Raw genomic sequence first — 15,450 nt, forward strand, 5'->3', positions numbered from 1 at the left:
TTTTTTAAATTTAGGGTTAATATCGAGATTCTCAGGTTCTGAAATTAAGAGTATCTGATAATATTCTTAGAAACCACATTAAGAAGTTTTTCTAAATACTCACCATCTAAATATTTGTATGTGTTGTTCATAAGATTTACCCCCACATTAGTGATTTGAAATATAGTATTTTTATAATACAAATAAGAAGAATATATAAATTTTACTTTAGTATTTAGTATTATATACTTAAATAGTTTTAAGCAGTATTATCAAACTCAATTGGGAATAACTATGATAAATGAGGTTGTTGTAGCAACGAGAAAAGATAATAGGGATAATAAAGCTCCAATTGGTGTTTATCTTAAAGATAAAAAAGTTATTATGCATCTTTTTTCTGGTTCTCATACTTATGAAAATCTTTTAACTGAAGATTACTTCTCAGTTAATGTAGTTCCACCAATTGAGATAGCAAAGGCTGTTTTGTATGACGATGATAACTATCTCTACTATAAAAACATCCCATATCTAAAAAGCTCATATTATGTGATATTCTACAAAGTTGTTAAAAGAAAATTTGTAAATAGGGACGATAAATTTGGAAAACATGAATTGATGATTTTAGAGGGAGAGGAGATAAATAGAATATATTTAAACAACATCCCAGAGCCATACAATAGGGCAGATGGATTGTTGGTTGAGATGGCAGTTATTTATTCAAGGTTATCAAATAAAAATTTAAAAATCGATGAAAAAACAAGAAAAGAAATGGAAAACGATATGAAAAAATACTTTTCAATAGTAAAAAAAGTTGGTGATAGAGAGCGTAAGCATTTAGCTGAAATCATGCTTAAAAATTTGAATTTATTTTAAGTTCATTAATTTCCAAATCTCTTTTAAAGTCTCAATATCAACCTGCCCAGGAGCGGAGCTTTTTCCTTTGTAAGAGGCAAAGGTTAATATTGAACCAAAATAAACTCCCAATATCCTCGTTAATTTTCCATTTTCCCCCATTCCTATACCAATAATCTTTCCAGAATATTTATTTATCACTTCTAAAATATTTAAAACATCTTCTTTATTATTTGCCATCGTTGCAAATTTTGCTATATCTCCAATGCTAAGGGCTTTTTTTACTATATCATCCAATACTTCTTTTGAAGGAGTTTTTTCAAAGTCATGATATGAGATTATAATCTTTGTTTTTGAGCCAATCTCATCCCTAAATTTCACAATTTCTCTATTTTTCTCTTCCCTTAACTCAATATCAACAAATTTTGCATTACATTCAATTGCCTTTTTTATTAGATTTAATCTCTCCTCATCACTTCCTCTCCAATAACCCCCCTCCCACTCTGGTCTAACTGTTATAATTGAAGGATACTTAGCAAACTCCGCTATATCCTCTTCACTCACCTCTTTAAGCATATCTACTCTAAATTCAACGATATCTGCTATTTCTAAATATTTTTTAGCAGTTTTTATTGCCTCTTCCACATTATCTTCAACTACTGGCAAACATATCATATTCCCTACCTTTCTTTCTTTTACTTTATTATAATCAATAATTATTAAGCTTTTAATAAATTATGGAATTGCAATACACCTAATAGGTGAAGCATCGATATCAAATATCTTTAATGGCAATCCTAAAAAATAAAACCTCTTCCCAATCAAATTTTTTAAATTTTCATTTAGATTTTCAATAATTAAGATATTTTTTGATAAAAGTTTTTTATGCTCTTCAAATCCTCCAATTGTGCATGCATCAACACCTAAACATTTTATATTGCTCTCAACTATCTCATCCAAAAATTGTATCTTTGGAATTTTTTCAAAGTATTCTTCTTTACCCCAATATTTGGAAAATCCAGTATAAATTAACAAAATATCACATTCAGGAATTTTATTAATCTCAAAATCATTTAAATCTATACAATAACTATTTCCTTTAATTATTAAATCTTTAAAAGGAATATTATTTTCCAAATTTACATGTCTTGGATAATCAACATGCGTGCATATATGAGAACCCATACTTATTTCTGATATTATAAACCCACCTGCCTCTTTTTCAGAGATTTTCAACCCCGGATCTCCAGGATATGGAAAGTTTATTAATGGTTGAGTTAAATCCAAAATCTCCATAATCTCACTTTTTATACATTTAATTTTATATATTTAAATATATTTTCATTAAGTATATATACCTCTTCAAAAAATTTATATATAAAGTTTTCGAAAATTATATATACTACTTCCTATCAAAAATAAATTAGCATATATAGAGGGAGCAATTTGAAGATAAAAATACTCCACAAAACGCCAAAAGGATTTTTAATTGGTAGAGGAAAAAGAGAAATAAAGATTGGCTCAGTCGTTATTTTTGAAAATAAAAAAATTGGTAAGGTAGTTGATATTTTTGGGCCTGTAGCTAAGCCATATGTAAAAATACTCCCTATCAACAAAGATATAGAAGTTACTGGAACTGCATTCATTAAAAACGGTAAATCTAAATATAAAAATTCTAAGAAGAAAAATTAGATTCTAATGGTGTAGCCTATGGAAGCTCTCAAAACTAAAGAAGAAAAAACTTTAAAAGAAAAAAAGGTTATAACAAAATCTGAAAAAAAAGAAAGTAGTATTGGGGAAGAAGAAATTGTTTGTCCAATTTGTGGTAGTAAAGAGGTTGTTAAAGACTATGAAAGGGCTGAAATTGTTTGTGCTAAATGTGGATGTGTCATTAAAGAGAATCTATTTGACATTGGTCCAGAATGGAGAGCATTTGACCACGAACAAAAGATTAAGAGATGTAGAGTCGGGGCCCCTATGACCTACACTATTCACGACAAAGGATTATCAACAGTAATCGATTGGAGAAATAAAGATAGTTATGGAAAAGATTTATCTGCAAATAAAAGAGCACAACTTTATAGGTTAAGAAAGTGGCAGAGAAGAATTAGAGTTAGTGATGCTGCAGAGAGGAACTTAGCTTTTGCTTTATCAGAGTTGGATAGAATTACATCAAAATTAGGATTACCAAGGCACGTTAGGGAAAACGCTGCTATAATTTACAGAGGAGCTGTTGAAAAAGGACTAATAAGAGGAAGAAGTATTGAAGGTGTTGTTGCTGCTGCTATTTACGCTGCTTGTAGAAGATGTAGGGTGCCAAGAACATTGGATGAGATTGCTGAAGCATCAAGAGTAGATAGAAAGGAAATTGGAAGAACATACAGATTCTTAGCAAGAGAGTTAGGAATAAAATTAACTCCAACGAATCCTATCGATTACGTGCCAAGATTTGCTTCTGAACTTGGATTGCCTGGAGAAGTTGAATCTAAAGCTATACAGATATTACAGCAAGCTGCTGAAAAAGGATTAACGAGCGGTAGAGGCCCTACTGGAGTAGCTGCTGCAGCGATATACATAGCGAGTGTTCTCCTTGGATGTAGAAGAACTCAGAGAGAAGTTGCTGAAGTTGCAGGAGTAACAGAGGTTACAATAAGGAATAGATATAAAGAGCTAACAGAACACTTAGATATAGATGTGACCTTGTAGATTTAAAAATAAATTAAAAAATTAAAATTTAAATTAACTTTATTTTGAAATTGCATATCATTTGCAAGGTGGTACATGTTGGGATTATTTGATAAAATTCAGAAAAAATCAGAAAAAAGTATTGCAAAAGAACAAAAATCAATTAAAAAAGAGTCAAGATTATCAAAACACGAAGATAAAAATATATTAGACACCTACGAAGTTACTGTTGATGAAATTACTGCAGAAGTTGTAATAAAAAAAGAAGGGGGTTATGTTTATTATTTAATTCCCGAAATCGAGAAGATAAACTCTGCTCTATCAAAACTTTCAAAAGACAACATAAATTTAATAAAAATGCAAATTGGAGAGCTTGGATTGATTGAATATAAACAAATGAAAGAATATATTCAAGATTTTTGCTTAAAATATAATCTAAATGTCCCATACATTGATTCTTTAGCTAAATATTTTTATCTAATATCAGGCAGGTTAGGATTGTTAGAAATTCCAATAAATGATGATAGATTAGAAGAAGTAATGGTTAACGGTTACAATATCCCTGTTTTTGTATTTCACAGAAAACATCAGATGTGTGAAACAAATATAATATTAGATAGAAATGAGGTAGACAGAATTATAGAAAGTATTGCAAATTTAGTTAATAGACCAATTGACTCAAGAGTTCCTATGCTTGATGCATTCTTGCCAGATGGTAGTAGGGTAAATGCTACAACGGCAGATATAACAATGAATGGAGCTACTTTAACAATTAGAAAGTTCTCAAAAAATCCATTAACTGTCATAGATTTAATAAACTTTGGAACTTTAGATTTAGATACCGCAGCTTTTTTATGGCAGACAGTTGAAGGCTATTTTGGAGCAAAACCAGCAAACACGTTAATAGCCGGTGGAACTGGTTCAGGAAAAACCACTTTACTAAATGTCTTATCCTTATTTTCAATGTACAATGAAAGAATTATCACCATAGAAGATACTCCAGAGTTGCAGATTCCACACAAACACGTTATAAAAATGGTTACAAGGCCTGCTAGACCAGGAATGCCTGAATACGAAGTTACAATGAATGATTTAATTAAAAATGCTCTAAGAATGAGACCAGATAGAATATTTGTCGGAGAGGTCAGAGGGGAGGAAGCATATTCCTTGCTCGTTGCTATGAATACTGGGCACGATGGGGCTTTAACATATAATGAGCCAATATATTTATCAGATGGAGATGTTGTTAAAATTGGGGATTTCGTTGATGACTTTTTTAAATATGATAAAGGAGAAAAAGAAAGTAATGGGTTTGAATTTATAAATATTGAAGATGAAAACATCTTTATTAAAAGTTTTAATAAATCAACTTTAAAAATTGAAGATAAAAAAATAACAAGGGTTTGGAGAAAAAAATATAACGGAAAATTACTAAAAATAAAAACTGAAAATAATAGGGAGATAACGTTAACTCATGATCACCCAATATACAAAAAAGATGAAGGCATAATATTTGAAATTAATGCAGAAATGGCTAAAATTGGGGATTACATTGCAATTCCTTCTTTAAATTCAAAGATAATCTGGGATAAAATAAATGATATTCATGAAATCTATTATGATGGGTACATTTATGATTTAACAGTTAAAGATAACCATACCTATATTGCTGGAAAAGGAGGGATTGCAGTTTCTAACTGCTCAGGAACTTTACATGCAAATAGTGCTGATGAAGCAATTCTAAGATTAACAAGCCCCCCAATGAACGTTCCAAAAATTATGTTAACAGCTTTAGACTTTATTATAAACCAGCAAAGGATTAGGAGGGGTGGAAAAACTATAAGGAGAATTTTAGGGATTGTGGAAATTGTAAAAGGTGGAAGTGGTGAAGGGGGAGAAATAGCTAAAACCACACTTTATGAGTACAATGGTTTAAAGGACAGTTTGGAAAGAAAAGGAATATGTATGTGGGAAGAAGAAGTTTGTGAAATTGCTGGGATTTCTAGAGAGGAGTTGTTAAGAGATAGGGAGATGAGAAAAAAGGTTTTAAATTATTTATACAAAAATAATATTAAGGATCTCAAAGAAGTTTCTAAATATATAATGGCCTACCAAGTGGATCCTGAGAAGCTTTTAAAATCACTATCCATTTAAATTTAATTTGGGGATTAAAATGGACAAAAATTTTATGGAAAAAATTAAAAGAATTAAAATGAAGCTTAATATTTTTTTATATAAGTTGGGAATTAAATCCCTAGATGCTGAGACAATATTAGAAATTAAAAAAATAGGGGAGGAATCAGAGATTGATATCTCTGAATTTTATGATGTATATATAGAGCCAGATATAGATACACTTGCTGAAAAATACAAAGATTATGAGTTCTTATTTTATGAGGAAGAGTTTATTAAAAAACCTGCTGAGTCATTATCCAATTTGTTAAAAAATACGAAAATATTTTCAAGGAACCTTCTTAGATCCATAGGCTATGAAAATGAGATAGAATATTTTAAAAGAGTTATTTTATACATGATCATTGTGTTTATTGTTTTGTTAATACTTGGAATTTTAGATGGCAACATACTCGGAGGATTATTTAAGGGAATATTTGGAGCAATTTCAGTTTTAGTGTTATCCATATTTTACCCAAAAATTAGATTAATTATGTTCAAAGAAGAAGTAAAGCTTCAAGTTTTATTCACTTTATTATATATGGTGTCCATACTCAGAGCCGGAGCATCTCTCCCTGAAATTCTTGAGACCATTTCAAAAAGTAACGAGTATGGATTTATATCATTCGAGGCAAGGAGTATAATTAGGGATGTTAATGTTTCTGGTTATACTTTAGTTGAAGCTCTTGAAAGAGCTAAATTAAGAACTGAAATACCTCTACTAAAAAAGTTATACGATCAGATGATTATAGGATATAATAAAGGTAACTTATCAATGCTCTTAGAAAAATTGTATGAAGATATCGTTAGAGACTCTTTATCAAAGTTAGACTCCTCAAAATTCATGATACAAAATTTAGGAAACTTAACCTTTGGTGTGGGACTGATCCTTCCATTCGCTGGGATGATCTTATCAACCATGATAAGCAATCAAGGATTTCCAGGGATATTAAATACATTAGATCTCTTATTAACAAAAATTGGACCATTATTAACATTAATCTTTGGGATATTCGTTAAATTAAAAATAGATTAATGTGATAAATATGAATAAATATATAAATTTTTTCTATTATCAATTTATTAAAAAAAATGTTCTAATGCTTAAAAAATTGGGTAAAAATGTTGATGATAGGAAGTTTATATTCTTTATATTGGTTGTTACAGTATTATCAATCATCGTAAGCCTATATTTAAACATGACACTAAAAAGTACAGTGATTCTTGTTGCATTGTACGTTGGAGCTGCATTGTCATTACCATCAATGATGTATGAACAGAAAATTGAAACTCTTGAGAATAATATCCCTCAGGCACTTTATATCATGATATTATCCCTTGAATCTGGGAGGTCTTTAAATGAAGCTTTAGAAGAAGTTGTTAAAAGTAATATAAAAGAAGTTAGTGATATTTTTAGAAAAGTTATTTATTTAATTGAACATCAGAAGATAAGCTTTGAAGAAGCCATAACAGTTGTGTCCACTTTATATGGGTCTAGAGTATTAATGATGTTAGCGAGAATTATGATCGAAAATAGAAAGTATGGTGGAGATTTATCAGATTCCTTAAGAATTTTAGCTAAAACTCTTGAAGATTTCAAATCATATAAAAGGCAGTTATTGAGCGTTACAGCCAGTGGTTTAGCTGTAGGCTTTATCATATTATGTGGAGTGATTCCAGCAGTTGCTGGATTGCTGGGGGCTTATCTATTAACAATATCAAACATGTTGGATGGAATAACTCCAATACCTCCTGTCAAACCGGAGGATATATTACAGGGATTAGAAACTGTACAAATGGGAACAGCAATTATAGGGGCATTATTCTCAATTCCAATATTTGGACTAAAAGTCAAAAGAATGTTCTTAACTTCAGCTATAACTATGACCATTGGTATTTTGGCATATTACACAATCCTAAAGATTGCTCCTGGATTCTTCACCTAATAACAAAGTTATTTTAAAAGATCGTTTATTTCTTCATTTAGTAAAATAATCCTCTTAATTGAAGGATGGTTTTTACCTAACCTTTTCTCAAATTTTTTTATAACGTCGTCTACCTCCACCCTCTTACTTCCAAATATTAAGTTATCTGCATGAGCAACAATTTTCTCCTCCAAAGTTGTTGGAACATAATCCTTTGGAGGCAGCCCAAGCTCTATAGCTTCTTCCTTTGTTATCCCAGCCCCAATATGCCTCTCAGCTATTAATGCAAGTTTTTCATCGAAACCCAACTTCCTTAAAATTTCAGCCCCTACAACCCCATGCTCTATGCCATGAGTTTTACTCCTCCCAATATCGTGCAATAAACCTCCCAATTTAACAAGCTCGACGTCAACGTCATAGCCGTTATTTTTTATGGCTAAAGCTAATTCGTAAGCATATTCTGAAACTGCCAGGCAATGCTCAACTACATTCTCAGGGCATAAACTTTTTAAAATAGATAGGGCTTTTTCAAATTCCATGTTCTCACTTTAACTTTAAATTTAAAATTAAATTTAAATTATTTTAAAAAAGGGTTGTTTTTTAATTCTTCTCTTAAAAATTTTATTTGCTCTTCCAAATCTTTAATTAATTCACTGTTATCAAATTCTTGTAGCATGTTTCCACAACCTGGACATGAAAATCCATAATCCATTGCCTCTTCAAACGTAAACCTTACATTACAATTTGGACAGAAGAAAAACATATTGTTTTTTTCAAACTCCAACTTTTCTTCAAGGTCTTTAATTAACTCATTTATCTTTTTCTTTACAACATACGGTAGTTTTTCAAGTGTTGGTAGCCAAGTATACGAATACCAATTGGTTTCTTCATCCTTCCATCTTTTATAATCAACCAATCTTGCATCATACAACTTGTAAAGCAATTTTCTAACTACATTGAGCTTTACATTGAGCTCTTTAGCAATTTCTTCCTCTGTTGTCTCACCCTTCTCTAAAAGAACATCAATAACTTCAAACCCTTTCTCATCCCCTTCAAATATATTGAATAGGACTTCTTGAACTAAGGGATCGTTCAGCATTTCATACACCATCTCTATTTTCTTTTCTTTTTCCATACTCTGCACACTCCCTATAAACACTGTTTATTATTGATCTAATGTTTTCTTTTGCAATTACTGTAGCTATTGGTTCTCCCTTCTCTATAACTGCGTTTTTCTTTGGGATATCATATATAAAATCTCTTTTTGAAATATTTGCAATAATCTTTTCCTTAGCAAACAATATTCTTTTTATATAAAGTTCTTTTGGCTTAATTTCTTTAGCATAATTGTTATTTAATAATGCCTTCACTAAATTTTGAGATGCACTCATCTCTATAGTTTCAAACGTCCCTAAAATACGAGGATTTATATCAACAATATGTGGCGCATTATTTTTAATTAAAAAATCAATACCATTCATCCCTTTTAATTCAAAAGCTTCTATAATCTCCTTAAATATTTCAACAAATTTATTTGGTAAATTAACATATGGTGTTAAATTCCCAGCATACATTCCCCTAATAATAATTTGTTTGTTAAAGGTTATAAATGTATTGCCTATAAAGTTGGCACTAAAACTCTTCCCCTCAATAAACTCTTGAGCAATAATTGGGAACTTAATTTCATAAATTATCTCATCATTATTAACTTTTAAAATTCCTCCTCCGCTTCCATAAATAGGCTTTAAAACACAGGATTTAAATTCTTCCAAAAATTTATACAATTGAATTTTATTGTTAATTTTCTTTGTTTCTGGAACATTAAAACCAAGATTTTTTAATTTCTTGTATGTTTTATATTTGTTACTAATTTCATTTATCTTCTTTGGATCGTTGCCTACAACATTGTCCCATTTTGGGATTTTTGAATTTTTGAATTCAAAAACTCCTGAAGTTATAAATATATAATCAACTTCATCAGCCAATCTATCGGCTATTTCAATTAACTTATCTTCATTATAATTTTCTCTCAACCTCCCATGATTTAAAGGATCTATCAAATAATATTTTTCATCAGCATTTAAATCTTCTGGAGCGTAATAAGAGACTGAATATACATAAAACCCCAATTTTTTTAGAGAATTAACTACTGGTCTTGTATTAACCCCTAAAACCAAAGCTTTCAAATTCTCCACCTAATAAATCTTTAATAAAAAAAGAATAAATTAAATTTCAATGTATTCAAGCTCTTTTCTCAATTCCCCAAGTGTTGCCACTTTTTCTGCAAATGCATCATGCCTATGAATGCTCTCCATATTTATCTGTCTAATTGAAACCTTTGTTTCATCTGGTAAGTGTTTAAATTTATCTACAACCCTCTTAGCCATCTCCCTAACACAATCCTCTACAAATTTAGGATTTTTATGACTTTGTTCAACAACATAAGCCTCATCAGCCCTCTTCAATATTCCATAAATTTCAGCGCTCATTGATTTTTTAATTATCTCTATAATGTCCATAATCTCAATATCATATCCTGTAGGAACTTCCAATATAATTCTACCAATTCCCCTTTGATTATGGGTGGCGAAAATAACTAAATCCAATATTTTCTCAATATCTTCATCAGAAAATCCTTTTTCTTTTAAATTTTTAATAGATATTTCTTTTATCAAATTTTGAGCACATGGACATGCGGTAATGCCAACAACTTCAGCTCCAACAATTTTTGTTATCTCAAGTTTGTCATCTTTTTTTATCCCCTTAGCTCCGCCCATGATCTTATGGATTTCCTGAGAGTATTTTCCAGATACTGGACTTTTCTCCTTAGTCATGAAATCACTAACCATAAAAACCTCTGCCTCTGTAGCATATTCATGCTTTTCAAACAATCTTTTAACAATTTCCTCACAAATTGTTTCTATCTCATAACTTTCCATCTCTAAGGCTTCATCTATAATCTCCTCTATAACTTCCGGGTTTCTTGACATGTGAATACCTTTCTGAGAACTTGGAAGATTGACGAAAACTTCAAAAGTTGATAATAAAATTATAGGCCTTTTATTTTCTCTTTTTAACCTAACGAGTTTTTTTAAATTTGTAACACCTACTCTTGTCAATGATAATTTAACGTCAGGCTCGAAATTTTGAATATCACATTTCCAATTCATCATCTTCACCTATTAAAACATCCCTAAGTTCTTTAGACAGTCTATAATAAACATTGTTTCCATCCCTTTCCTTATAAATATATCCCATCTCATAGATGTCCGATAAGTGTGTTCCGATAGTGCTTGGTGATTTTTTTAAATACTCTGCAAGTTGTGTTACCGTCGCTGAGCCACCAAGCTCAGCCATCGCCCTAACAATATCTGATTGAGCTGGCGTTAGATGATTCAAAATTTGATGTCCTACACTAATCCCAAGGGAATGCATCGCCTCTTTAACAACGTTTTCATCTATCTTGGTCAAACCCTTTCTTATAGCTATTGATATCGATTCTGAACATGTCATTATTATCTTTCTTGGAATTCCATCACACTCCTCAACGATCTTATGTATGGCATTTTCAGTAAATGGCTCATACTCATCAGCACCATCTATATGTGCATCCTCTAATCTCCTCCTAATTAAATCGTAGGATTCATCCTTAGATAGAGGGGGCATGTTTATTATCTTTGGAATTCTATCTTTTATTGGTGGAGATATTTTTGTTAAATCATCCATCAACGTTGGAGAACCAGCCATAAAAGTTAATATTCCCTCCTCGTATAAAAATGAATGGAAAAATTGAAGTAGAGAAAGACAGCTCTTTTTTGCAAATTGGTCAGCCTCATCAATTAAAATTATACACAACTTCTCAGGACTTTTAACTTCATTTATTAAATATTCCAAATCCCGTTCAATTCTTTCCCTTGGATAGTGGATAGGAACTTTATCCCCATAGTTGTTTAACTTCCTATACATATCTAAGATTCTACTTGAATGCTCCATATAATCGGATTTTATAGTTCCACTCATAGTTAGGATGTTCTCAGTTAATATATTGTATAAAAGCTGAATTAAAAACTGTCTTGGTGTTACTTGAGATGCCGTCATCTCAACAACCCAATGCCCCTGCTTTTTTGTAGCGTAGTAGATGATGTTAAGCATTGAACTCTTCCCAATTCCCTTAGTCCCAACTATTGCAGCATTGGCTACACTACCATGTAAGGCAGAACCCAAAATTTCCCCAATTTCCCTTAGTTCACTAACCCTCCCAACAAAAAACTTTGTATTTCCCCTTATTGGCTTTTCAGAAAATGGATTGTATTTTAATTTTAACTTGTGCATTGTGCTTGCTATAGAGCTTGCAGATTTTTGTATAAACTCTATCGGATCCATGTTTCCACCGATAATAATCATGAATAGGTAGTTTCGAATTTTTGTTTTAACTGTATTATATACATTTCGAAAAATCGAACAATAGATTCAATTAATTATTTATTAACTTAAATATTTGACCATATATTTTACAATCGAATTTTAAAAAATATTGTGAATAAAACAATAAAATTAAAAAATAACATGAATCAAATAATATTTTGTATATCATAGAGAATCACAATTCCTAGAAGAAAACTTGAATAAAAATAAAAATAATATATAAATTATTCTAATAAAATAAAGTTAATTTTAATTCTTCTCATGAGAATTGCTGAAATATATGAAAAATAAAATAACGTGAATCAAAAATTATATTACATAAAAAACTATGAATCAAAAATTATTAGTAAATTAACAATATATCAAAACTATTTAAGATCAACAATTAAAAACAAAAAAGAAATATAAAACAGAAATAAATAAATACATGCCATGCAAAAACATATACAAAGAGATAAATCTTCAAAATGTCAGCAATATTGCAATGAAACATTGGTGGTTAAATCCACCTCATGAATCAAAAGTTTTATAAACAATTTTAACGAATATAATTGAACATTGATAAAATAATAAAATAAAAACAACCCATATAAAAAAATAAGGTGTCATTTATGGACAGATTGCCATACGAAATAGTATCCACCATATTCAGAAAGGCTATTTTGCATTATGTGTTAATACGTGGCACGACCTATCCACAATCATTATCAGAAAATTTAAATATATCAAAAGGTCTTTCCAGCTCTTTTTTAAGATTGTGCTCAGCACTAAACATAATGAAAAGAGAAAGGGTAGGTCATAAAGTTTTGTATTCATTCACTTCAAAAGGATTGGCGATATTAAAAAGATTAGCTCCAGAAATATTTGATTTGAGTTTTTCGAATGTTTTCGAACGATTACCTAAAAAGAAAATTGCAACCAAGTATTATCCAATAGATAAGATTGGATTTGAAATCAAATGGAAGGAGGATAAACTCGGAGGAATGACATTTTCATTCTTCGATTCTAATGGGGAGCATTTAGGAGACGTTTTTAGAAGTAACAAAGGATATTGGTGGTGTGTCATCTGCCAGAGTGATTCCTGTAAACATGTCGATTATCTGAAGAAGTTCTACAATACATTGAAAAATAAGAATCAATGACTTTCGAGTTTTCGAGTTGCATGTATGTATATGGCATTGGAATGGGTAAGATTTTTTCGATGGCTAAATTATCACAAAAATAAGATAGCGGATAGTATGACCTATTTTGTATATTGAACAATTAATGTTTAATCTTTTCGTTGTTATTTATCATTTTTTATTTTTTATTTTTAATGTAACAATTTTTTAACATTATTTTTTGCAAATGTATAATAAAATAACAAATTATAAACTTAAAAAATAAAAATTTACATGTTTTTACATATATAGGGAAAAAAAGTATAATAATACAACGATTGTGTTTGTGATATTCACAACAACAGTTTATCGTTGACCCAGGAATTTTGCATATACATACATGCAACTCGAAAACTCGAAAACCCTATATGAAATTGATGTTTATGTTTATTCCTTAAAATGTTGATTTCTTGTCAAAAAAGAAAAAATGGTTTTGTCATAACTTTACACAACCAATAATTATTAACACTACACCGAGGGTTAGTGTGATTAATCTATTATTATATATTCTTCGAAAATTCGAAAATCTGTATATTCCATGGCACATTATCTAATAGAAAAATGGAAAACCAACTAAGGTAATTATTTTTAGATTTTTTAATAAGTTCTAAAAGTATTTTCCTGTTTAACTTTATTTTGAATCTAATTTTATTTTTATATCTGATTTTTGTTAGTATTCCTAATTCAACCAACTCATCTAAATACCTGTATAGAGTTGATAATTTGTAATCAACCCTGTAGCAAATATCCTCAACTTTGAACTTTCTTAGCTTTACTATAGCTTTAACCAATTTTCGATATTTCGAATCTATTATATATGGTAGAATCTTAAGCCATGGGATCTTTAACTGCCTAAGATTTTTTATCTCTCTTTTTGAATGCCTTAAAATTAAATATATTACATCTAAATTTCCATTTGTTATGCTTAGAAGATACTCTGCAACTTTATTGCTTATGTAATAGCCATGAGCCTTTGCAAAGTATTTTATTGATGCTTTTACGTTTAAAATTCCATCTGAGAAAATTTTTGCAATTTCTCTATGACAATCAATTGGATATCTTATTACAACACTTAAATTGCTTTTTCTTAACTCTTTAACAAACTTTATAAAACTTTTTTTATAATGCCATTTTCTTATGTCGTGGATGTCAAATACAATTATTGGATTTAAAACTTTTAATAGGGAAATTGATTTTCCAATAACTTTTCCAAACTCCCATTTTCTTATATTTTTAAATAAATCCCCTATTCCTCTATACCATGCCTTTTTAGCTTTATAGTATTTATCAAATTCAATTTTATCATTAATGTATTCCAAAAGATTCTTTAACCAATTGGCTTTTTCATGATTTTTAAATAGATAATATTTGTCTTTAATTTGGTAGACAATCTTTGATATAGTCTTTTTTAAATTTGGTGTTACTAGAACTCTTATTATTGGTATATTATTGATTATTTCAAAACTTCCATTTTCATCTAACTTTAACAAATTCCCTCTATCCGTTGGAATTAAATACAATCCATTTAAAAATTCTTCTGGAACAGCTTTTATTATTTTCATTCCTTAACCCTCTTTATTATAGCTAAAGAAAGATAATCGTTGAATTCATCAAAATCTAACTCATCCAATCTACCAATAGCCACTTTTTCATCTTCAAATGTTGCCCTTCTTACCAATCCAACTATGTAGTTATCTTTGTCCTTTATTTTATCTAACTTCTCCTTTAAATTTTTTGTTTTCATTACAATTATTGTATCAAATTCGTCAACGTACTTTTCTAAATCTTTTCCTTGTGGAAGAATGCAGAGCTTTTCATCACCTTCAACCAATGGAATGTTTAAAGCAGCGGCAGAGGCAAATATTGATGAGATTCCATTAACTACCTCAACTTTAATTCCTTTTTCATTCAAAAGTTTCCAAAGATAGGAGAATGTGCTGTATAATGTAGGGTCTCCAATGGTTATCAATGCAACTTCTCCATCTTCCTTCAAAACTTTTTCTAAGGCATTTTCCCAATATTTTTTTAATTCTTCTTTATCTTTAATCATTGGAAATAAAAGCTCTTCTATATCTTTTCCATCAACGTAATCTTTTATTATCTCGTAGGCAATTGATTTTTTTCCTTCTTTTGATATTGGGATGAATATTTTATCCACTTTTTTTAAAATTTCCAAAGCTTTTAATGTTAATAGTTTTTTATCTCCAACACCCACTCCAACACCATAAACCTTTTTTACCATTTAATCCACC

Annotated in this window: 16 protein-coding genes; 7 read left to right on the forward strand and 9 right to left on the reverse strand. The window is 29.9% G+C overall.

Translation table 11 applies throughout. The features are described 5' to 3' along the window. The first annotated feature begins 273 nt into the window (after nt 1-273). Nucleotides 274-852, forward strand: a complete 579-nt coding sequence (locus MEFER_RS05155) for a DUF447 domain-containing protein (protein ID WP_015791574.1) — start codon at nt 274-276, stop codon at nt 850-852. Here the strand turns inward: MEFER_RS05155 and aroD are convergent. Both aroD and MEFER_RS05165 read right to left on the reverse strand, forming a co-directional pair. Further along, complete coding sequence (aroD, locus tag MEFER_RS05160) at nt 844-1,506, reverse strand: type I 3-dehydroquinate dehydratase (protein ID WP_015791575.1); 663 nt, start codon at nt 1,504-1,506, stop codon at nt 844-846. The genes MEFER_RS05155 and aroD overlap by 9 nt on opposite strands. Nucleotides 1,507-1,566: 60 nt before the next feature. Next, entirely contained in the window at nt 1,567-2,127 is a 561-nt protein-coding gene (locus MEFER_RS05165) for a cyclase family protein (protein ID WP_015791576.1), read from the reverse strand. A 150-nt stretch (nt 2,128-2,277) separates the two neighbouring features. Between MEFER_RS05165 and MEFER_RS05170 the strand changes: the two genes are divergently transcribed. From MEFER_RS05170 to MEFER_RS05190, 5 genes are all read left to right on the forward strand, one after another. Further along, the gene (locus MEFER_RS05170; protein ID WP_015791577.1) at nt 2,278-2,523 is read left to right on the forward strand and encodes a Gar1/Naf1 family protein; all 246 of its coding nucleotides are present in this window, start codon (nt 2,278-2,280) and stop codon (nt 2,521-2,523) included. A gap of 18 nt (nt 2,524-2,541) precedes the next feature. Beyond that, nucleotides 2,542-3,537: a transcription initiation factor IIB gene (locus MEFER_RS05175; RefSeq protein ID WP_015791578.1), complete on the forward strand. Its 996-nt coding sequence runs from the start codon at nt 2,542-2,544 to the stop codon at nt 3,535-3,537. A 78-nt stretch (nt 3,538-3,615) separates the two neighbouring features. Beyond that, nucleotides 3,616-5,670, forward strand: coding sequence for an ATPase, T2SS/T4P/T4SS family (locus tag MEFER_RS05180; protein ID WP_048056441.1), 2,055 nt, complete (start codon nt 3,616-3,618; stop codon nt 5,668-5,670). Between the two features lie 19 nt (nt 5,671-5,689). Continuing rightward, nucleotides 5,690-6,724 carry a type II secretion system F family protein gene (locus tag MEFER_RS05185; RefSeq protein ID WP_015791580.1) on the forward strand — a complete coding sequence of 345 codons (1,035 nt, stop codon included), beginning with the start codon at nt 5,690-5,692 and terminating at the stop codon, nt 6,722-6,724. Nucleotides 6,725-6,734: 10 nt separating this feature from the next. Further along, on the forward strand, nt 6,735-7,634 hold the full coding sequence (locus MEFER_RS05190) for a type II secretion system F family protein (protein ID WP_015791581.1): 900 nt from the start codon (nt 6,735-6,737) through the stop codon (nt 7,632-7,634). Between the two features lie 8 nt (nt 7,635-7,642). Here the strand turns inward: MEFER_RS05190 and MEFER_RS05195 are convergent, their stop codons facing one another. From MEFER_RS05195 to MEFER_RS05215, 5 genes are read right to left on the reverse strand one after another with little or no spacing between them, the layout of a single operon-like run. Further along, the gene (locus tag MEFER_RS05195; RefSeq protein ID WP_015791582.1) at nt 7,643-8,152 is read right to left on the reverse strand and encodes a TIGR00295 family protein; all 510 of its coding nucleotides are present in this window, start codon (nt 8,150-8,152) and stop codon (nt 7,643-7,645) included. A 38-nt stretch (nt 8,153-8,190) separates the two neighbouring features. Then, complete coding sequence (tfe, locus tag MEFER_RS05200) at nt 8,191-8,748, reverse strand: transcription factor E (protein ID WP_048056336.1); 558 nt, start codon at nt 8,746-8,748, stop codon at nt 8,191-8,193. Then, nucleotides 8,714-9,799 carry an ATP-grasp domain-containing protein gene (locus tag MEFER_RS05205; RefSeq protein ID WP_015791584.1) on the reverse strand — a complete coding sequence of 362 codons (1,086 nt, stop codon included), beginning with the start codon at nt 9,797-9,799 and terminating at the stop codon, nt 8,714-8,716. The genes tfe and MEFER_RS05205 overlap by 35 nt, the downstream gene beginning before the upstream one ends. 39 nt (nt 9,800-9,838) lie before the next feature. Further along, a complete protein-coding gene (gene mptA / locus MEFER_RS05210) occupies nt 9,839-10,783 on the reverse strand; it encodes a GTP cyclohydrolase MptA (protein ID WP_015791585.1) in 945 nt (314 codons plus the stop codon). Further along, nucleotides 10,767-11,996: an ArsR family transcriptional regulator gene (locus MEFER_RS05215; RefSeq protein ID WP_015791586.1), complete on the reverse strand. Its 1,230-nt coding sequence runs from the start codon at nt 11,994-11,996 to the stop codon at nt 10,767-10,769. Before MEFER_RS05215 ends, mptA begins: the two co-directional genes overlap by 17 nt. Before the next feature lie 653 nt (nt 11,997-12,649). Here MEFER_RS05215 and MEFER_RS05220 point away from each other — a divergent pair. Continuing rightward, nucleotides 12,650-13,180: a hypothetical protein gene (locus tag MEFER_RS05220; RefSeq protein WP_015791587.1), complete on the forward strand. Its 531-nt coding sequence runs from the start codon at nt 12,650-12,652 to the stop codon at nt 13,178-13,180. Nucleotides 13,181-13,698: 518 nt separating this feature from the next. Here MEFER_RS05220 and MEFER_RS05225 read toward each other — a convergent pair. Together MEFER_RS05225 and cobI are read right to left on the reverse strand one after the other, a co-directional pair. Beyond that, complete coding sequence (locus MEFER_RS05225; RefSeq protein WP_015791588.1) at nt 13,699-14,760, reverse strand: hypothetical protein; 1,062 nt, start codon at nt 14,758-14,760, stop codon at nt 13,699-13,701. Next, nucleotides 14,757-15,440: a precorrin-2 C(20)-methyltransferase gene (cobI, locus tag MEFER_RS05230; protein ID WP_015791589.1), complete on the reverse strand. Its 684-nt coding sequence runs from the start codon at nt 15,438-15,440 to the stop codon at nt 14,757-14,759. Before cobI ends, MEFER_RS05225 begins: the two co-directional genes overlap by 4 nt. Nucleotides 15,441-15,450: the final 10 nt, after the last annotated feature.

Source organism: Methanocaldococcus fervens AG86 (assembly GCF_000023985.1).
In the GTDB taxonomy this organism is placed as follows: Archaea; AGJL01; Methanococci; order Methanococcales; family Methanocaldococcaceae; genus Methanocaldococcus; species Methanocaldococcus fervens.